The following is an 18,085-nucleotide window of genomic DNA, read 5'->3' as shown; positions in this document are numbered from 1 at the left end:
GACGGTTTTTCCCTTGCGAGTTTGACAGCAAAAAGAGCACGTCTGTGGCTGCAGAAGATACGTCCGTTTCCGGTGTGTCGGGCCGTTATGCAACGGCCTTGTTTGAACTGGCCCGCGACCAGAAAGTGGTCGACGAGGTCAAAGCCGATCTCGAAAAATTCGAGGGCATGCTGAACGAAAGCGCCGATCTGAAGCGCCTCGTCCGCAGCCCCGTGTTCGCGGCCGATGCCCAGTCCAGAGCCCTCTCGGCCGTGCTGGACAAGGCCGGCATCGCCGGCATCTCCGCCAATTTCCTGAAAGTGCTGACCGCCAACCGCCGCCTGTTCGCGGTGGCTGACGTCATCCGCGCCTATCGCGCCCTGGTCGCCAAGTTCAAGGGCGAGGCGACGGCCGACGTCACCGTGGCGGAGGCGCTCTCGGACAAGAATCTCGACGCCCTCAAGGTTGCCCTGAAGTCGGTGACCGGCAAGGACGTCGCGCTCAACGTGAAGGTCGATCCCTCGATCATCGGTGGCCTCGTGGTCAAGCTTGGCAGCCGAATGATCGATAGCTCGCTTCGCACCAAACTCAATTCGATCAAGCACGCGATGAAAGAGGCAGGCTGATGGACATCCGCGCCGCGGAAATTTCCGCGATCCTCAAGGACCAGATCAAGAATTTCGGCCAGGAAGCTGAAGTCTCCGAAGTCGGACAGGTGCTGTCCGTCGGCGACGGTATCGCTCGCGTTTTCGGTCTGGATAACGTCCAGGCCGGTGAAATGGTCGAATTCGAGAACGGCACCCGCGGCATGGCGCTGAACCTCGAAACCGACAACGTCGGTATCGTTATTTTCGGCGCTGACCGCGAGATCAAGGAAGGTCAGACCGTCAAGCGCACCCGCGCCATCGTGGACGCGCCGGTCGGCAAGGGCCTGCTCGGCCGCGTCGTCGACGCGCTCGGCAACCCCATCGACGGCAAGGGCCCGATCCAGGCCGACAAGCGCATGCGCGTCGACGTCAAGGCGCCCGGCATCATTCCGCGCAAGTCGGTGAACGAGCCGATGGCGACCGGCCTCAAGGCGATCGATGCCCTGATCCCGATCGGCCGCGGCCAGCGCGAGCTGATCATCGGCGACCGTCAGACCGGCAAGACCGCGATCGCGCTCGACACCATCCTCAACCAGAAGCCGCTCAACGCGCAGCCGGACGAGAACATCAAGCTGTATTGCGTCTACGTCGCGATCGGCCAGAAGCGCTCGACGGTTGCCCAGTTCGTGAAGGTGCTGGAAGAGCAGGGCGCGCTCGAATATTCGATCATCGTCGCCGCCACCGCGTCGGATCCGGCACCGATGCAGTACATCGCGCCGTTCACCGGCTGCACCATGGGCGAGTACTTCCGCGACAACGGCATGCACGCCGTCATCATCTATGACGATTTGTCCAAGCAGGCCGTCGCCTACCGCCAGATGTCGCTCCTGCTGCGCCGCCCGCCGGGCCGCGAAGCCTATCCGGGCGACGTATTCTATCTGCATTCCCGCCTGCTCGAGCGCGCGGCGAAGCTGAACAAGGACCAGGGTTCGGGCTCGCTGACGGCGCTGCCGGTCATCGAAACCCAGGCCAACGACGTGTCGGCCTACATTCCGACCAACGTCATCTCGATCACCGACGGCCAGATCTTCCTGGAAACCGACCTGTTCTTCCAGGGCATTCGCCCCGCGGTGAACGTCGGTCTGTCGGTGTCGCGCGTCGGCTCCTCGGCACAGACGAAGGCCACCAAGAAGGTCGCCGGCAAGATCAAGGGCGAGCTCGCGCAGTACCGCGAAATGGCGGCGTTCGCGCAGTTCGGCTCCGACCTCGACGCCTCGACCCAGCGCCTGCTCAATCGCGGCTCGCGTCTGACCGAGCTCCTGAAGCAGCCGCAGTTCGCGCCGCTGAAGATGGAAGAGCAGGTCTGCGTGATCTGGGCCGGCACCAACGGCTATCTCGACCCGCTGCCGGTCAACAAGGTGCGCGCGTTCGAGGACGGTCTGTTGTCGCTGCTGCGCGGCAAGAACGTCGAGATCCTCAACGCGATCCGCGACAGCCGCGATCTCTCCGACGACACCGCCGCCAAGCTGAAGTCGGTGGTCGAAGGTTTCGCCAAGAGCTTCGCATAAGAGAACGGTCGCAAGGCCGGGCTTCTTGTCCCGGCCTTCCGTGCCTCACTGCATGGAAACGAAGACGTGGATGCCCGGGACACGCCCGGGCATGACGACTGGGATAGGCTAGCGGCTTGATCCAAGGGGTCGAACCGCCGGGGTGAACGAAGAATGGCGTCACTTAAAGACATGCGCGTCCGCATCGCCTCCACCAAGGCGACGCAGAAGATCACCAAGGCCATGCAGATGGTCGCGGCGTCCCGGTTGCGCCGCGCCCAGCAAGCGGCCGAGGCGGCGCGGCCCTATGCCGACAAGATGAGCGCGGTGATCTCCAACATCGCCAGCGCTGCCGCCGGTTCGCCCGGCGCCCCGGTGCTGCTGGCCGGCACCGGCAAGGATCAGGTTCACCTACTGCTGGTCTGCACCGGCGAGCGTGGTCTGTCCGGCGCGTTCAACTCCTCGATCGTGCGCCTCGCGCGCGAGCGCGCCCAGGCGCTGTTGGCGCAGGGCAAGGAAGTCAAATTCTTCTGCGTCGGCCGCAAGGGCTACGAGCAGCTCCGCCGCCTGTACGACAAGCAGATCGTCGAGCATCTCGACCTGCGCGGCGTTCGTCAGCTCGGCTTCGTCAACGCGGACGACATCGCCAAGAAGGTGCTGGCCCGCTTCGATAACGGCGAATTCGACGTCTGCACGCTGTTCTACGCGCAGTTCAAGTCGGTGATCGCCCAGGTCCCGACCGCGCAGCAGATCATTCCGCTGACCGTGGAAGAAAAGGCGGCGACCGCGCCGTCGACGTCCTACGACTATGAGCCGGAGGAAGACGAACTCCTCTCCGGCCTGTTGCCGCGGAACATCGCGGTGCAGATTTTCCGTGCGCTGCTGGAAAACAACGCCTCGTTCTATGGCGCGCAGATGAGCTCCATGGACAACGCCACCCGCAACGCCGGCGAAATGATCCGCAAGCAAACCCAGATCTACAACCGAACCCGTCAAGCCCAGATCACCAAGGAGCTGATCGAGATCATCTCCGGCGCCGAGGCGGTCTGACGCACGAACCAAACGACGGTCGTTCAAGTAAAGAATTTCGAAGGAGAGCTTCATGGCTACAGCAGCTACCCAGGTCGGTCGCGTCACCCAGGTCATGGGCGCCGTCGTCGACGTTCAGTTCGAAGGCCATCTGCCGGCCATTCTGAATTCGTTGGAAACCAGGAACGGCAACATCCGCCTCGTGCTGGAAGTTGCACAGCATCTCGGTGAGTCCACCGTGCGCACGATCGCGATGGACGTGACCGAAGGTCTGGTCCGCGGCCAGGAAGTGACCGACACCGGTCAGCCGATCTCGGTTCCGGTGGGTGCAGGCACGCTCGGGCGCATCATGAACGTGATCGGCGAGCCGATCGACGAAGCCGGTCCGATCCAGTCCGAAGGCATGCGCGCCATCCACCAGGAAGCGCCGAGCTACACCGACCAGTCGACCGAAGCTGAAATTCTCGTCACCGGCATCAAGGTCGTCGACTTGCTCGCGCCCTACGCCAAGGGCGGCAAGATCGGCCTGTTCGGCGGCGCCGGCGTCGGCAAGACCGTGCTGATTCAGGAGCTGATCAACAACGTCGCGAAGGCGCACGGTGGTTACTCCGTGTTCGCCGGCGTCGGCGAGCGTACCCGCGAGGGCAACGACCTCTATCACGAGTTCATCGAGTCCAAGGTCAACGCCGATCCGCATAATCCGGATCCGAGCGTCAAGTCGAAGTGCGCGCTGGTGTTCGGCCAGATGAACGAGCCGCCCGGCGCTCGCGCCCGCGTCGGCCTCACCGGTCTGACCGTCGCCGAGCACTTCCGCGACCAGGGCCAGGACGTGCTGTTCTTCGTCGACAACATCTTCCGCTTCACCCAAGCCGGCTCTGAAGTGTCGGCGCTGCTCGGTCGTATCCCGAGCGCCGTGGGTTACCAGCCGACGCTCGCCACCGACATGGGCGCGCTGCAGGAGCGCATCACCACCACGCAGAAGGGTTCGATCACCTCGGTGCAGGCCATTTACGTTCCGGCCGACGACTTGACCGACCCGGCGCCCGCGACCTCGTTCGCGCATTTGGACGCCACCACGGTGTTGAACCGCGCGATCTCGGAAAAGGGCATCTATCCGGCGGTGGACCCGCTCGACTCGACCTCGCGCATGCTCTCGCCGCTCGTCGTCGGCCAGGAGCACTACGACACCGCGCGTCAGGTCCAGCAGGTGCTGCAGCGCTACAAGTCGCTGCAGGACATCATCGCCATTCTCGGCATGGACGAGCTTTCGGAAGAGGACAAGCTGACGGTGGCCCGCGCCCGCAAGATTGAGCGCTTCCTGTCGCAGCCGTTCCACGTCGCCGAAATCTTCACCGGCTCGCCCGGCAAGTTCGTCGACCTCGCGGACACCATCAAGGGCTTCCGCGGCCTCTGCGAAGGCAAGTACGACCACCTGCCGGAAGCCGCCTTCTACATGGTCGGCACCATCGAAGAGGCGATCGAGAAGGGCAAGAAGCTGGCGGCCGAGGCGGCCTAAGCTGCGAAGGGCGAGCAGGGAGTAGCGAATAGTCGCGCCGCTCCCGCTCCATTCGCAATTCGCTACTCACCATTCGCAGGTTTCCAATGGCCACCTTCCACTTCGATCTCGTCTCGCCGGAAAAGCTCGCCTTCTCGGGCGAGGTCGACCAGGTCGATATCCCCGGCGTCGAAGGTGACTTCGGCGTGCTGGCGGGACACGCGCCGGTCGTGGCCGCGATCCGGCCCGGCATTCTCACCGTGACCACCGGCGGCAAGCACGAGAAGATCATCGTGCTCGGCGGTATCGCCGAAGTCTCCGAGAAGGGCCTGACCGTACTCGCCGACGTCGCGACCTCGCTGGCCGAGCTCGACCGCGCGCAGTTCGCCGCGACCATCTCGGAGATGGAAGAGGGCTTGAAGGAGCACGAAGGCAACGAGCTCGATCAAGCCATCGCCCGGCTCGACCACTTCAAGAGCATCCAGCAGCAGCTCAGCAGCACGGCGATGCACTAAGCCCCGGTGCACTGCGCCGGGGCCCGAACTGAAAATTCCTGAATAAGTTCAGCGCTCGTCACGGGAGTGGCGGGCGCTGAAACTTTGTTGCACGGCGCCGCCGATAGCGCCATTCTGCGCCCGCGAACTTTGTTCCGGGGGCCGACCGCAGATGAAACGCAAGATCGCAGCGATTTTCGCGGCCGATATTGCCGGTTACTCGCGACTGGTTGCGGAAGACGAAGAGGAGACGCTGCGGCGTCTCGCCGCCTATCGCGAGGTCGTCGATGATTTCATTGCCAGGGCGGGCGGACGCATCTTCAACACCGCGGGCGATGCCGTGCTTGCGGAATTTCCAAGCGCAGTCGATGCGGTGCGCTGCGCGATCGACATTCAGGAATCCCTGCGAACCCGCAACATGGCCTATCCGCCGAGCCGGCAGATGTCGTTCCGCATCGGTATCACCATCGGTGACGTGGTCGAGCGCGACGGCGATCTGCTCGGTGACGGCGTCAATATCGCCGCCCGGCTCGAGGGCCTCGCCGAGGTCGGGGGCATCTGCGTCTCCCGCGCCGTGCACGAGCAGGTCGCCAACAAGCTGTCGGTGCAGTTCGCCGATATCGGCGCGCAGGAGGTCAAGAACATCCCGACGCCGGTGCACGCCTACATGGTGGCGATGCGGCGCGGGGACGGTAGCTACGCGACGCCGCAGATCAAGAAGGTGACGAAGGCTGAGGCCGCGCCGAACTGGATGTGGCCGCTGGTGGTCGGTGTCGTCTCCGTCGTCGCCATCGGCGTCGGCGGCTTCCTCTATTTCACCAAGCTCGAGACGACCAGGGCGCCGGCGGTTGCAGTGACCGCGCCAAGCCCAGCATCAAGTCCGATGCCCAACGCGGCTGCGGCAGCAGCGCCAAGCCCGTCATCCACCATGGCGGCGAAAGCGCCGATGCCCATGCCGGCACCATCGGCTTCACCGATGGCCGGCAAGTTTCCTGCCGACAGCGTCCCCTTCATCAACGAGCGCATCCGCAACTACCTGGCCGGCGACTATTCCGCTGCCGGCGACTACAAGGCGTTCGCACTCAATGTCGGCGGGTTCACCGGCGCGTCGTTGAATCAGCCGAACGAGGAAGCCGCGCGCAACGCCGCACTCGATCAGTGCCAGAAGCGCGCCGATGCCGCGCAGTCGCCGCGGCGTTGCGAGCTCTATGCAGTCGGCAACAATGTGGTCTACACGCACGGCAAACCGCCGATGCCGCCGCAACCGTTCGTCCGGCATGATGCCATGACCGAGCGCGCCTTCGCCTCGAAAGACTTTCCGATGGTGCGCGATCCCGCCAAGGTCCGGCTCGAGAACATGTTCGTGCCCGCGGCAAAATCCCGCGCGGTCGCGCTCGGCCCCGGCGGCCAATATTTCATGGTGATGGGCGCATCGTCCACCGACGATGCCGCGCGGCGTTCACTGGAATCGTGCGGTGCGATCGCCGGCGTCGCCTGCCTGGTCGTTGCGGTCGACGAGAATTTCGTCGTGCCGATCCCGACCCTGCTCCGGATCACCGGCTTCTTCCATGCGGCGTCGAACGCCTCGATCATCGCAGATGCGCGCGACGAGGTCGTGCGCAAGCTCGCCGACGGCATGGGCTGGAACGCCGTCGCGGTCGGCACCGCGGGCCGGCCGGGCCTCGGCCTCAAGGCCGCGGACGAGCAGACCGCCGTCAATTCCGCGCTCGCCGACTGCGCCAAGCGCGACAGCGACTGCCACCTCATCGCAATCGGCCCGTTCACGGTGGGACCGATCAACTAGGCTCACGCAAATTTCCGGGCAAAGTTCTCTAATGATTTCAACCCCGTTCTACTGTGCATGGGGTTGTTTTTCGCGTTTTTAGTTCGCGAACGGCGCAAACTGCTGCGCCACTGCGCTGTAGACGTGGCGGCGGAACGGCACCACGACATCGGGGACGCGGTCGAGCCGCTCCCAGCGCCAGGCGTCGAACTCGGCGGGCTGCCCGTTGCGCGGCGTCAGCGGATCGATCTCGTCATCCTTGCCGGTGAAGCGTAACGCGAACCATTTCTGGCGCTGGCCGCGGAATTTCGCCAGTCGATGTGTCTGCGGCCCGTCATATGGCGGGAATTCGTAAGTCAACCAGTCGGTCTCGCCGAGATAGGATGCGCTCTTGACGCTGGTCTCTTCCCAGAGCTCGCGCAGCGCGGCATCGCGCAAATCCTCGCCCTCGTCGACGCCGCCCTGCGGCATCTGCCAGTCCAGACCCGGCAGGATGATCTCGGGTCCGTCGCCCTTGAAGCGGTGCCCGATCAGCACGCGGCCATCGGCATTGAACAGCGCGATTCCGACATTGGGACGGTAGGGTTTTTCAGTGCTCACGCGTGGATCTCTCGTCGTCATTTCAGGCTGTGCATTAGAGCGTTTTCGAGCGAAGTGGATACCGGTTCGCGTCAAGAAAACGCGTCAAAATAAAAAACTAGAGCCCCGTCCCGATTCTATCGGAACGGAACTGGCTCTAGCATCAACCTGGAATGGCGACTTGAACTAATCCTGCGCCAGCGCGGAAAATTCCTTCACCACGCGCTCGTAGACCGGGCGCTTGAACGGGACGATCAGCCCGGTCAGGTTCTTCATCGGCTCCCAGCGCCAGCTCACGAACTCGGCCTTGTGACCGCCGCCGGGCTTTTCGACGTTGATCTCGCTATCCTTGCCGGTGAAGCGGACCGCGAACCATTTCTGGCGCTGACCGCGGTAGCGGCCCTTCCAGGTGCGCCCGGCGACCGTGCGCGGAATGTCGTAAGTGAGCCAGTCCGGAACTTCGCCGAGCCGCTCAACCGAACGCACGCTGGTCTCCTCATAGAGCTCGCGCTTGGCGGCCTCCCAATTGTCCTCGCCGGGATCGACGCCGCCCTGCGGCATCTGCCAGACGTGGGTGTCGTCGACATGCTCGATGCCGCCAGCGCGGCGGCCGATGAACACCAGTCCGTCCTTGTTGAGCAACATCACGCCGACGCAGGTCCGGTAGGGCAGATCCTCGTAACGCGCCATTCCGCCAGACCTCTCGCATGCTGTCGGTAAGGCTTAAGCAGGCCCCGCGGGCCTGTACCATACCAATCCGTTGATTTAGCTGGATTTTGATTTCAGCATCGCGGTTGTCAATGGCACCAAAAGGATACCTCGGTCGCCCAATGTCTTGGTCCAGGCGCCGATGCGCTCGATCGAGACCGGGAGGGCGGAGGCGGTGCCCACGGCCACGCCGCGCTCGCGCGCCGCCGCTTCGAGCTTGGTCAGGGCGCGGTCGATCTCGGCCGGGGTCGGCACCGCGTCAATCGCGATATCGCCCTTGCCGAACGGCATCGCCTGGCTGCCGGCCGCTTGCGGCGCGATGCTGCGCGGCGAGGAGCCGTCGTCGAAGAAGCCGAGCCCGCGCTTGGCCGCCTCGCGGATGATCGGCTGCATCGCCGGCTCCGTCGCGATGAAGCGGGCGCCCATGAAATTGGTGAGGCCGGCATAGCCCTGCATCCGGCTCAAATGCCAGTACAGGCGGTCCATGTTCTGGTCGGCACTCAGCGAGGTCAGCAGCGTCTGCGGTCCCGGATCGTTGTCGGGGAAGTCATAGGGCTCCATCGGGATCTGGAGGAAGATCTCGTGGCGCTGGGCGCGGGCGCGCTCGGCGAGTTTTCCTGGATCGGACCCATAGGGCGTGAAGGCCAGCGTCACCGCCGCTGGCAACCGCATGATGGCATCGGTGGTCTTGGCGGCGCCGACGCCGAGGCCGCCGATCAGGATCGCGACCACCGGCATCTTGGCGGCCTTGGCGCGGTCGGCATCCGCCGCATAGACGTTGAACGGCTTCAGATCCCCGGAAACCGCGGGGATCATGCCATAGCGCGATTTCTCAAGAAGTTTTGGGTCGATCCCGGCCATGACGGGCGGCGGTGCGGAGGCCGCCGCCGTCTCGCTTTTGCCGGCGGCATCGCCGCCGATCACCACGTCGTGGCGCATGCCGGTGGAACCGTCGATCATGGTGACGGTCTTCTGCTCGCCCGCCTGCTTCGGTGCGTCCTTGGTCTCTTGCTTGCTTTCCTGCTTGCTGTCCTGGCCATGGCCGGCCGCGGCCGGCTTGTCGTCGCCAGCCTTGTCTGCGGCATTGGGTTCGCGGATCGCGAGCCGTGTCATTGGCTCGCCGCCGAGCGGATCCTTGTTGAAGATGGCGAAGCCGGCAAAGGTGACCAGGAACAGTCCGAGCAGGACCGCGAGCAGCTGCATGGCCGTGAACGGCAGCCGCAGCCGACGTTTCCGGCGCGGCTTGTCCCGTCCGAGCGGGGCGCTCAGATCATCGGCCGTTTCAGTCATGCGCGATCCCGAATCACTCAGCAATGACGATACCACGCCGGGGTCAAGCGGCGGCAGGCCGGGATAGGCCGGGGGATATCAGGAGTTCCAAGCAAAAAGGGCGGCTCCGGGAGCCGCCCTTTTCGTCAGATCGCGATGCGCCGACCTAGTTCGCCGCTTTGGGCTTGTCGGTCGTGGCCTTGTCGCCGCCCGGCGTGGGCGCCGCGGACGCGCTGTTCTTGATGCCGTGGAGCAGATCGTCGGCGAGCTTGAGCGCCTTGTCGTCCTTGGCGTCCGGCGGAACGTAGGACTGCGAGCCGGTCTTCTCGTCGCCGTCGTTCTTGAGATGGCCGCGCAGCGAAGCTTCGCCCTTGGTGTCGGTACGCGACTTCAGCTCGTCCGGCACGTCCTGCAGCACTTCGATGTCGGGCACGATGCCCTTGGCCTGGATCGACTTGCCCGACGGCGTGTAATAGCGCGCCGTGGTCAGACGCAGCGCGCCGTTGCCGGAGCCGAGCGGAATGATGGTCTGCACCGAGCCCTTGCCGAACGAGCGTGTGCCGACGATGGTCGCACGCTTGTGGTCCTGCAGCGCGCCGGCGACGATCTCCGACGCCGAAGCCGAGCCGCCGTTGACCAGCACGATGACCGGCTTGCCCTTGGTGAGGTCGCCCGTATGCGCGGTACGGCGCTGGGTCTCCTCGGCATTGCGGCCGCGGGTCGAGACGATCTCGCCCTTCTCCAGGAAGGAGTCGGAGACGGTGACCGCTTCCTCGAGCAGGCCGCCCGGGTTGTTGCGGAGGTCGATGACGTAGCCCTTCAGCTTGTCGCCGATCTGATTCGAGAGGTTGGCGACCTCGCGCTTCAGGCCTTCGGTGGTTTGCTCGTTGAAGGTGGTGATGCGGATATAGGCGATGTCGTCGGCCTCGACGCGGGCGCGCACCGAACGGACGCGGATGTTGTCGCGCACCAGCGTGACGTCGATCGGATTGTCCTGGCCCTTGCGGATGATCTTCAGCTTGATCTTGGTGTTGACCGGGCCGCGCATCTTCTCGACCGCCTGGTTCAGGGTCAGGCCCTGCACCGCCTCGTCGTCGAGATTGGTGATGATGTCGTTGGCCATGACACCGGCGCGCGAGGCCGGGGTGTCGTCGATCGGCGAGACCACCTTGATCAGGCCGTCTTCCATCGTGACTTCGATGCCGAGGCCGCCGAACTCACCGCGGGTCTGCACCTGCATGTCGCGGAAGCTCTTGGCGTCCATGTAGCTCGAATGCGGATCGAGACCGGTAAGCATGCCGCTGATCGCGGATTCGATCAGCTTGGTGTCGTCGGGCTTCTCGACATAGTCCGAGCGCACGCGCTCGAACACGTCGCCGAACAAATTGAGCTGGCGATAGGTGTCCGCAGTGGCGGCTCGCGCGCTGGAGCCCATGAAGACCGCGCGCGGTTGCGTCACGAACAGCGTCAGCGCCGCACCGGTGGCCGCGCTGAGGAGGATAACTGAAGTCTTGCGCATCATCCGCGAACCTTCTCGCCTTCATTTGCGGCCCACCATGGGCCTGGATCGATTGGAGTGCCGTCTTTGCGGAACTCGACATAGAGCACAGGTTGACTCGCGTTCGTGGCGAGAATGGAGGCGACTTGAGAGGTCGACCCCATGGTCGCGACAGGCTCCCCCGTGAGCACGAATTGTCCGATGTTGACCGAAATGCGCTCCATCCCGGCGATCAGCACATGATACCCGCCCCCGGCATTGAGGATCAAGAGTTGTCCATAGCTGCGGAACGGGCCGGCATAGACCACCCAGCCATCACACGGCGTCGTGACCTGGGAGCCGGGCCGCGTCGCCAGCGAAATGCCCTTCTGGACCCCGCCGAGCCCGTCCGAACCGCCGAAATCCCTGATCTTGTTACCGTTAACCGGCAGAGGCAGGAGGCCCTTGGCCGCGGCGAAGGCCATCGCAGGGGTGGTGCGGGAACGATCCTTGAATGTGCCGGGGCCGGTCTTGGCGCTGGCGGCCGCGTTTGCAGCCGCCTTGGCCTCGGCCTGCTTGGCGGCCTCAGCTGCTTTCTCGGCCGCCTTGGCGGCGCTTTGCAGATCCTGCTCCATCTTGGCGATCAGCCCCTGGAGATCGCCGACCTGTCTTGAGAGCGCAACGGCGCGCGCGTTCTCGGCGTCGAGGTCCTTTTCGCGCGACGCCTGCTGACGCTGCCGTTCGTCGACCAGAGCCGCGAGCCGGGTCTGGTCGTTGCGCACCTTGTCGCGGTCGGAGGCAAGCTGGTCGCGCTCGGTCGCGATGGTCTTGCGCAAGGCCACGAGCTCGCCGAGCTCGCCCGCGATCTTCTCGGCACGGCCGCGCAACTCCGGCACCACGGCACCGAGCAGCATCGCCGTGCGCAGCGATTGCAGGGCATCCTCGGGCCGTACCAGAAGTGCCGGCGGCGTCCGCCTTCCGGCGCGCTGCAAGGCCGCCAGCACCTCGACGATGTCGGCGCGGCGTGAATCGAGCGAGCTGCGCATCGCCTGTTCGCGGCCGTTCAGCGATCGCAGCCGCGCTTCGGCCTCGTCGATCTTGGTCTCGACGGTGCGCACATTGGCGGCGGTGTCGATCAACTGTTGATTGAGCTGGGTGCGGGCCTGGCCGAGCGAGGTGATCTCGGCCTTGAGCTTGGCCTGCGCTTCCTCAGCGCTCTTCTTGCTGGCGCGCGCGGCTTCGAGCTCCTGCTCGCGCTGCTTGATCGCATCGGGCGCTACGGCCGCAGTCTGCGGTGCAGGCGTCTGAGCTTGCGCGAGGCTTGCGCCGGCAACGCCGGCGATCAGCAGCAGGTTGAAAATCGGCGCTCGCATCGCTTTAAGCAAAGGTGCTCGTTGTGGCGCGGATCACGCGCGGTGATAGGGGTGGCCCGCCAGAATGGTGGCGGCCCGATAAAGCTGTTCCAGAAGCATGACGCGGACCATTTGATGCGGCCAGGTCGCAGAGCCGAACGCGATCACGAGCTTGGCCTTACGGCGCAATTCGGGCGAAAGTCCGTCCGCCCCTCCGATCATGAAGATAGTATGACCGGCACCCTCGTCGCGCCAGCGCCCGAGATGCCGTGCGAATACGGTCGAATCCAGATTCTGGCCGCGCTCGTCCAGCGCCACCAGCACCGACTTTTCGGGAATATGGGCGGAGATCGCCGCGGCCTCTTCGGCCATCCGCGTCGCCGTATCGCGCGCGCGGCTTTCGGGCAATTCGTGGATGGCGAGCTCGCGGAATCCGAGCTTGCGGCCGGCCTCGTCGAACCGCTCGAAATAGCGCTCGGCAAGCTCCCGTTCGGGGCCCTGCTTCAGCCGGCCCACCGCAATGACGGCTATGCGCATGATATGTTCAGGGTCGCGTTTTCTGGACCGCGCGCGATCTGCGCGCGCACGACGCTAGCATGCGCGTCAGCCGATTCGAAATCGGCCAGCAGCCTCTCAGATCGCCTTCGCCGCCCCTGGGCCCTGCGTGTACAATCTCTCGAGACTGTAGAACTCGCGGACCTCGGGTCTGAACACGTGCACGATCACATCGCCGGAATCGATCAGCACCCAGTCGCAATTGGGCAAGCCCTCGACGTGGATGTTCTTGATGCCGTTTTCCTTGAGGCCTTTGGCGACGTTCTCCGCGATCGCGCCGACGTGCCGGTTCACCCGGCCGGTGGTGACGATCATGTAGTCGGAGTAGGCCGATTTGCCGCGAAGGTCGATGGTCACAGTCTCTTCCGCCTTCATGTCGTCGAGGCGGGAGAGGATCAGGCTCAGCGTCTTGTCGGCGTCGGGTTGCGCCTTCAAGGCCGCAGCTTTGGTCGATGTTTTACGCGTCGGCTTGGCAACCTTGGGTAAAACAGACTTCGGTGAAGCCGTCTTGGGTGAGGCTGTCTTGGACAATACAGATGTGGTCAGGGACCATTCCTTTCACTGTATCGCGAACGCCGAATCCGGCGCCCACTGGTTACACTACATCATGTGGGGTTAAGGGTTTCAATATGCCAGAGAGCCCGAAGACCGCATGGCGTTCGCACAATCTGACTCACTTCGTACCTTTCCAGCTTCCGTCCGGGTTCCGTAAGCCGGTCGACGAGAGATTCAGCTTCATTCCGGTCAGGAACACCCAGGCTGGCGCGGGCCGGTCCGCGAGCAAGGCGGCCTCATTCTCCGGCATCCGATAGCGCCTGAGCGCCTGGGCGGCGGGAGAGGCGAGGGCGCGAAAACTCTGCGGCGGACGGTCGATGACCGCGATCGGCACCTGGTCGGCGATGCGCCGCCAGTGCTGCCAACGATGGAATTGAGCGAGGTTGTCGGCGCCCATGATCCAGACAAAGCGCAAGCCCGAGAGGCGGCGGCGCAAGGTGTTGATCGTATCGATGGTATAGCGCGTGCGAATGACGGATTCGAGACAGCTCACCTCGATCCTGGGATCGTCGGCCATTTCGCGCGCCGCCTGCATGCGCGCGCCGAGCTCATGCAGCGCGCCGTTCTCCTTCAGCGGATTGCCTGGCGTCACCAGCCACCACACGCGATCGAGCTGGAGTCGTTTCAGCGCGAACTGGCTGATCGCGCGATGGGCCTGGTGCGGCGGGTTGAACGAGCCGCCGAGCAGGCCGATGCGCATGCCCGAGGTATGGGTCGGTATGGCCTGCGCGAAGAAACGTGGCGCGACGAAATTGTTGCTCAATGCCCCGCGCCCTGCGTCGTCTACGGCCGCGTCTGCCCGGTGCCGTGAACGCGATATTTGAAGCTCGTCAGCTGCTCGGCGCCAACCGGGCCGCGGGCGTGGAATCTGCCGGTGGCAATGCCGATCTCGGCACCGAAGCCGAACTCGCCGCCGTCGGCGAACTGCGTCGAGGCGTTGTGCAGCACGATCGCGGAATCGACCTCGCTCAGGAATTTTTTCGCAGCGGTCTCGTCGGCGCTCACGATCGCATCGGTATGGTGCGAACCGTGATTTTGGATATGCGCGATCGCGCCGTCGACGCCGTTCACCACCTTCGCTGCGATGATCGCATCGAGATATTCGGTGTCCCAATCGTCCGCGCTCGCGGGTTTGACGCGCGCATCGATCTTTTGCACGGCGTCGTCGCCACGCACTTCGCAGCCGGCCTCGATTAGCATCTCAACCAGCGGCTTGAGGTTTTTACCGGCTGCGGCGCGATCGACCAGCAGCGTCTCGGCGGCGCCGCAGACGCCGGTGCGGCGCATCTTGGCGTTGAGCACGATCGATTTCGCCATGGCGAGGTCGGCGCTGCCGTCGACGTAAATGTGGTTGACGCCTTCGAGATGCGCGAACACCGGCACGCGCGCTTCCTGCTCGACGCGCGCGACGAGGCTCTTGCCTCCGCGCGGCACGATCACGTCGATGGCGCCATTCAATCCCGACAGCATCTGGCCTACCGCCGCGCGGTCGCGCGTCGGCACCAGCGTGATGGCAGCCTCGGGAAGGCCCGCTTCGCGCAGGCCCTGCACCAGGCAGTCATGGATCGCGCGGCAGGAGCGGAAACTGTCGGAGCCGCCGCGGAGGATCACGGCATTGCCCGACTTCAGGCACAGCACACCGGCGTCCGCCGCAACGTTCGGCCGGCTCTCGAAGATCACGCCGACGACGCCGAGCGGCACGCGCACGCGCTCGATGGTCATGCCGTTCGGCCGTTGCCAGCTCTCGGTGACGATGCCGACGGGATCGGCAATGCCGCGCACGATGCCGATGCCCTCGGCCATGCCCTCCACCCGCGCCGGCGTCAGCGTCAGGCGGTCGATGAAGGACGAGGTGGCGTTGCCGGAGGCGCGGGCCTCGGTGACGTCCTCGGCATTGGCGGCGAGGATCGCGGCGGCATTGTTGCGGATCGCCCGCGCCATGGCCTCGAGCGCCCGGTTCTTCTGCTCCGGCGGCGCCAGCGCCAGCACGCGCGCGGCAGCGCGGGCACGGGTACCGAGATCGGTCATCAGCGCCTGAAGATCGGCATTGCCGTCGACGGCTTTGAGGGGGGCGGCCATGGGAGTTTCAACCTTCTGCTAAGGCAGTGTCCTAGCACGGAAATCCCGCTTTTGCGAAGGGTCGGCAGGGTATGGCAGGGCTTCACGTGCCGGACGGCAGCTCGATCAATGGCCCAGCTCCGGCGTCATGGCCGGGCTTGACCGGCCATCCACGCCTCGGCCGGCGCCTACTCGGATGCCCTAGCGGCTACCCGCCCACCACCAGATCATCCCGGTGGATCATCTCGGACCGCCCGCTGATGCCGAGGATGGCCATGACATCCGGGGAGGAGCGGCCCTTGATCCGCTCGGCATCGTCGGCGTCGTAGGCGATCAGGCCGCGGCCGACCTCGCTGGTGTCGGGGCCGCGCACGATCACGGCGTCGCCGCGGGCGAACTGGCCCTCGACCTTGATCACGCCGGCCGGCAGCAGGCTGGCGCCGGCGCGCAGGGCCGCGACCGCGCCGGCGTCGATCGTCAGCGTACCCTTCGGCTCAAGCGAGCCCGCGATCCAGCGTTTTCGCGAGGTGATGGGATTGGCCGGCGTCAGGAACCAGGTGCAGCGGCCGCCATCGGCGATCGCCTGCAACGGATGCTCGATCTTGCCCGAGGCGATCAGCATATGCGTGCCGCCGGTGGTCGCGATCTTGGCAGCTTCGACCTTGGTGCGCATGCCGCCGCGCGACAGCTCGGACTCGGCGTCGCCTGCCACAGCCTCGATCTCGGAGGAGATGCTGTCGACGACGGGAATGAGCCTGGCGTTCGGGTTGTTCTTCGGCGGGGCGTCGTAGAGCCCGTCGATGTCGGACAGCAGCACCAGCAGGTCGGCGCTGGCCATGGTGGCGACGCGCGCGGCGAGGCGGTCGTTGTCGCCGTAGCGGATCTCGTTGGTGGCGACCGTGTCGTTCTCGTTGATCACGGGGATCGCGCGCCACTCCAGCAGCTTGCCGATAGTGGAGCGCGCGTTGAGATAGCGGCGGCGCTCCTCGGTGTCCTGCAGCGTCACCAGGATCTGGCCGGCGCCGATGCCGTGGGCGCCAAGCACCTCCGACCAGATGCGGGCGAGCGCGATCTGACCGACGGCGGCGGCTGCCTGACTCTCCTCCAGCTTCAGCGGGCCGCGCGGCAATTTCAGGCGGCTGCGGCCGAGCGCGATCGAGCCGGAGGAGACGACGAGCACGTCACGCCCCTCGCGATGCAGCTTGGCCATGTCGTCGGCGAGCGCGGCAAGCCAGGACGCGCGCACCTCGCCCTTGTCGGAATCGACCAGCAGCGCGGAGCCGACCTTGACGACGATGCGGCGGAATTGACTGAGTTCGGGGCTGGCCATGTGTGCAAGTGCTGGCGCGTGTGACGGATTGCTCTGCATCGGACACGGCGGAGCGAGAGCGGCGCCGATGAGGCCCTGCTTTTGCAGCAGGACGATGGCCCGCGCAAGGCGCCGGCATGCTAAAGGATGAACGCCGGGTTGCCCCGGGCGGCCGTCCGGCTCTCATGCTGCCAACCATAACGGTGGAGGAAACCCATGGATCGCCGCAAATTCATGGTCCGGTGTCTGAGCCTGCCGCTGCTGGCGCAGGTGGGAGCGACGCGCGCACAGGCTGGGCTCACCAAGATCATCTTCCCGTTCGCGGCCGGCGCGGGCGGCGACACGCTGTGCCGGCTGATCGCGCAGGAGATGGCGCCGGCACTGCAGCGGACCATCGTGGTCGAGAACCGCACCGGCGGTGACGGCCTGATCGGCATCAAGGCGGTGAAGGGGGGAAGCCCCGACGGCAGCATGGTGCTGGTGACGACCGGACCCACGATGTACCTGCTGCCGATGGTCGAGACGATTCCGAGCTTCGATGCTGCAAAGGATTTCGTCCCGGTCTCGCTGCTGGCGCGCTTTGAATTTGCGCTGGTGATCAGCCCGGCGGTCGACGCTGTGGATTTCAAGTCGTTCGCGGCCTGGCTGAAGGCACATCCGGACAGGACCTCGTTCGGCGTACCCAGCAGCGGCACCATTCCGCATTTCATGGGCTCGAAGCTGGAGAAGGACCTCGGCATTCCCTTGAGCCGCGTGCCCTATCGCGGCAGCGCAGCTATCCTCAACGACCTCGTCGGCGGCCATGTTCCGTTCGGGATCACCACGCTGGCCGACGCGCTTGCGCAGCATCGCGCCAAGGGCGTGAAGATCATCGCGGTGAGCAGCGCGGAACGTTCGCCCTTTGCCTCAGAGGTGCCGACCTTGAAAGAGAGCGGCATCGATCTCGTCGCCGACGCCTGGTACGGCATGTGGCTTCCCGCCGGCAGCTCGCCGGAATTCGCAAGCAAGCTCGGCGCGGCCGCAAGCGCCGCGCTCGCCAAGCCCGAGGTGAAGGAGAAGCTCACCGCGATCGGTCTGATCCCGGTGGGCAGCAGCGCGGAAGGTCTGACCAAGGAGCTCGCCGCCAACACCGCGTTCTGGCAGCCGGTCGTGAAGGCGACGGGGTACAAGATCGAGAATTAGTTTCTGTTTGCGCTCCGCTCTCCGCCGTCATGGCCGGGCTTGTCCCGGCCATCCACGTGCACCGCCACCTAACGCAAGACGTGGATGCCCGGGTCAAGCCCGGGCATGACGAGCTGAGAGAGGCTCT

17 protein-coding genes are annotated in these 18,085 nt (G+C 65.2%); 7 read left to right on the top strand and 10 right to left on the bottom strand.

What is annotated here, in order from left to right:
- The first annotated feature begins 44 nt into the window (after positions 1–44).
- The 6 genes from IVB50_RS09765 (at position 45) to IVB50_RS09740 (ending at position 6,935) form a co-directional block, all read left to right on the top strand.
- Positions 45–605 (top strand): F0F1 ATP synthase subunit delta, encoded by a 561-nt coding sequence (locus IVB50_RS09765; RefSeq protein WP_027566412.1) that lies wholly within the window; start codon positions 45–47, stop codon positions 603–605.
- Positions 605–2,134, top strand: coding sequence for a F0F1 ATP synthase subunit alpha (gene atpA, locus IVB50_RS09760; protein WP_018459843.1), 1,530 nt, complete (start codon positions 605–607; stop codon positions 2,132–2,134). Before IVB50_RS09765 ends, atpA begins: the two co-directional genes overlap by 1 nt.
- A 153-nt stretch (positions 2,135–2,287) precedes the next feature.
- Complete coding sequence (locus IVB50_RS09755) at positions 2,288–3,163, top strand: F0F1 ATP synthase subunit gamma (RefSeq protein WP_026233891.1); 876 nt, start codon at positions 2,288–2,290, stop codon at positions 3,161–3,163.
- 52 nt (positions 3,164–3,215) lie between these two features.
- Complete coding sequence (gene atpD / locus IVB50_RS09750) at positions 3,216–4,658, top strand: F0F1 ATP synthase subunit beta (RefSeq protein ID WP_007598896.1); 1,443 nt, start codon at positions 3,216–3,218, stop codon at positions 4,656–4,658.
- 86 nt (positions 4,659–4,744) lie between these two features.
- Positions 4,745–5,152, top strand: a complete 408-nt coding sequence (locus tag IVB50_RS09745; RefSeq protein ID WP_018459845.1) for a F0F1 ATP synthase subunit epsilon — start codon at positions 4,745–4,747, stop codon at positions 5,150–5,152.
- Positions 5,153–5,303: 151 nt separating this feature from the next.
- Entirely contained in the window at positions 5,304–6,935 is a 1,632-nt protein-coding gene (locus tag IVB50_RS09740) for an adenylate/guanylate cyclase domain-containing protein (RefSeq protein WP_018459846.1), read from the top strand.
- 78 nt (positions 6,936–7,013) lie between these two features.
- Here IVB50_RS09740 and IVB50_RS09735 read toward each other — a convergent pair whose 3' ends face one another.
- The 10 genes from IVB50_RS09735 to proB all read right to left on the bottom strand — a co-directional run bounded on the left by IVB50_RS09735 (position 7,014) and on the right by proB (position 16,797).
- Complete coding sequence (locus IVB50_RS09735; RefSeq protein ID WP_018459847.1) at positions 7,014–7,514, bottom strand: RNA pyrophosphohydrolase; 501 nt, start codon at positions 7,512–7,514, stop codon at positions 7,014–7,016.
- 165 nt (positions 7,515–7,679) lie between these two features.
- Entirely contained in the window at positions 7,680–8,183 is a 504-nt protein-coding gene (locus IVB50_RS09730; RefSeq protein ID WP_018459848.1) for an RNA pyrophosphohydrolase, read from the bottom strand.
- 75 nt (positions 8,184–8,258) lie between these two features.
- Positions 8,259–9,491: a divergent polysaccharide deacetylase family protein gene (locus tag IVB50_RS09725; RefSeq protein WP_018459849.1), complete on the bottom strand. Its 1,233-nt coding sequence runs from the start codon at positions 9,489–9,491 to the stop codon at positions 8,259–8,261.
- 145 nt (positions 9,492–9,636) lie between these two features.
- Complete coding sequence (locus IVB50_RS09720) at positions 9,637–10,992, bottom strand: S41 family peptidase (protein WP_018459850.1); 1,356 nt, start codon at positions 10,990–10,992, stop codon at positions 9,637–9,639.
- Positions 10,989–12,320 (bottom strand): peptidoglycan DD-metalloendopeptidase family protein, encoded by a 1,332-nt coding sequence (locus IVB50_RS09715; RefSeq protein WP_247295762.1) that lies wholly within the window; start codon positions 12,318–12,320, stop codon positions 10,989–10,991. Before IVB50_RS09715 ends, IVB50_RS09720 begins: the two co-directional genes overlap by 4 nt.
- Positions 12,321–12,353: 33 nt before the next feature.
- Complete coding sequence (gene rlmH, locus IVB50_RS09710) at positions 12,354–12,836, bottom strand: 23S rRNA (pseudouridine(1915)-N(3))-methyltransferase RlmH (protein ID WP_018459852.1); 483 nt, start codon at positions 12,834–12,836, stop codon at positions 12,354–12,356.
- 96 nt (positions 12,837–12,932) lie between these two features.
- Entirely contained in the window at positions 12,933–13,289 is a 357-nt protein-coding gene (rsfS, locus tag IVB50_RS09705; RefSeq protein WP_007598906.1) for a ribosome silencing factor, read from the bottom strand.
- A 238-nt stretch (positions 13,290–13,527) separates the two neighbouring features.
- Positions 13,528–14,172 carry a nicotinate-nucleotide adenylyltransferase gene (locus IVB50_RS09700; protein WP_026233892.1) on the bottom strand — a complete coding sequence of 215 codons (645 nt, stop codon included), beginning with the start codon at positions 14,170–14,172 and terminating at the stop codon, positions 13,528–13,530.
- Between the two features lie 20 nt (positions 14,173–14,192).
- Positions 14,193–15,488, bottom strand: a complete 1,296-nt coding sequence (locus IVB50_RS09695; RefSeq protein WP_018459855.1) for a glutamate-5-semialdehyde dehydrogenase — start codon at positions 15,486–15,488, stop codon at positions 14,193–14,195.
- Positions 15,489–15,675: 187 nt separating this feature from the next.
- A complete protein-coding gene (gene proB / locus IVB50_RS09690) occupies positions 15,676–16,797 on the bottom strand; it encodes a glutamate 5-kinase (protein WP_018459856.1) in 1,122 nt (373 codons plus the stop codon).
- A gap of 195 nt (positions 16,798–16,992) precedes the next feature.
- Here proB and IVB50_RS09685 point away from each other — a divergent pair, with 195 nt between their 5' ends.
- Positions 16,993–17,958: a Bug family tripartite tricarboxylate transporter substrate binding protein gene (locus tag IVB50_RS09685; protein ID WP_018459857.1), complete on the top strand. Its 966-nt coding sequence runs from the start codon at positions 16,993–16,995 to the stop codon at positions 17,956–17,958.
- Positions 17,959–18,085 lie beyond the last annotated feature (127 nt).

The organism is Bradyrhizobium sp. 87 (assembly GCF_023073015.1).
In the GTDB taxonomy this organism is placed as follows: domain Bacteria; phylum Pseudomonadota; class Alphaproteobacteria; order Rhizobiales; family Xanthobacteraceae; genus Bradyrhizobium; species Bradyrhizobium canariense_D.
This window is presented reverse-complemented; position numbering and strand designations above follow the sequence as displayed.

What these genes read in the sequence shown, in the direction of transcription:
- atpA (WP_018459843.1), top strand. Translation starts at nt 605, where the DNA reads ATGGACATCCGCGCCGCGGAAATTTCCGCGATCCTCAAGGACCAGATC.
- IVB50_RS09755 (WP_026233891.1), top strand. Translation starts at nt 2,288, where the DNA reads ATGGCGTCACTTAAAGACATGCGCGTCCGCATCGCCTCCACCAAGGCG.
- atpD (WP_007598896.1), top strand. Translation starts at nt 3,216, where the DNA reads ATGGCTACAGCAGCTACCCAGGTCGGTCGCGTCACCCAGGTCATGGGC.
- IVB50_RS09745 (WP_018459845.1), top strand. Translation starts at nt 4,745, where the DNA reads ATGGCCACCTTCCACTTCGATCTCGTCTCGCCGGAAAAGCTCGCCTTC.
- IVB50_RS09740 (WP_018459846.1), top strand. Translation starts at nt 5,304, where the DNA reads ATGAAACGCAAGATCGCAGCGATTTTCGCGGCCGATATTGCCGGTTAC.
- IVB50_RS09730 (WP_018459848.1), bottom strand. Translation starts at nt 8,183, where the DNA reads ATGGCGCGTTACGAGGATCTGCCCTACCGGACCTGCGTCGGCGTGATG.
- IVB50_RS09725 (WP_018459849.1), bottom strand. Translation starts at nt 9,491, where the DNA reads ATGACTGAAACGGCCGATGATCTGAGCGCCCCGCTCGGACGGGACAAG.
- IVB50_RS09720 (WP_018459850.1), bottom strand. Translation starts at nt 10,992, where the DNA reads ATGATGCGCAAGACTTCAGTTATCCTCCTCAGCGCGGCCACCGGTGCG.
- IVB50_RS09715 (WP_247295762.1), bottom strand. Translation starts at nt 12,320, where the DNA reads ATGCGAGCGCCGATTTTCAACCTGCTGCTGATCGCCGGCGTTGCCGGC.
- rlmH (WP_018459852.1), bottom strand. Translation starts at nt 12,836, where the DNA reads ATGCGCATAGCCGTCATTGCGGTGGGCCGGCTGAAGCAGGGCCCCGAA.
- IVB50_RS09695 (WP_018459855.1), bottom strand. Translation starts at nt 15,488, where the DNA reads ATGGCCGCCCCCCTCAAAGCCGTCGACGGCAATGCCGATCTTCAGGCG.
- proB (WP_018459856.1), bottom strand. Translation starts at nt 16,797, where the DNA reads ATGGCCAGCCCCGAACTCAGTCAATTCCGCCGCATCGTCGTCAAGGTC.
- IVB50_RS09685 (WP_018459857.1), top strand. Translation starts at nt 16,993, where the DNA reads ATGGATCGCCGCAAATTCATGGTCCGGTGTCTGAGCCTGCCGCTGCTG.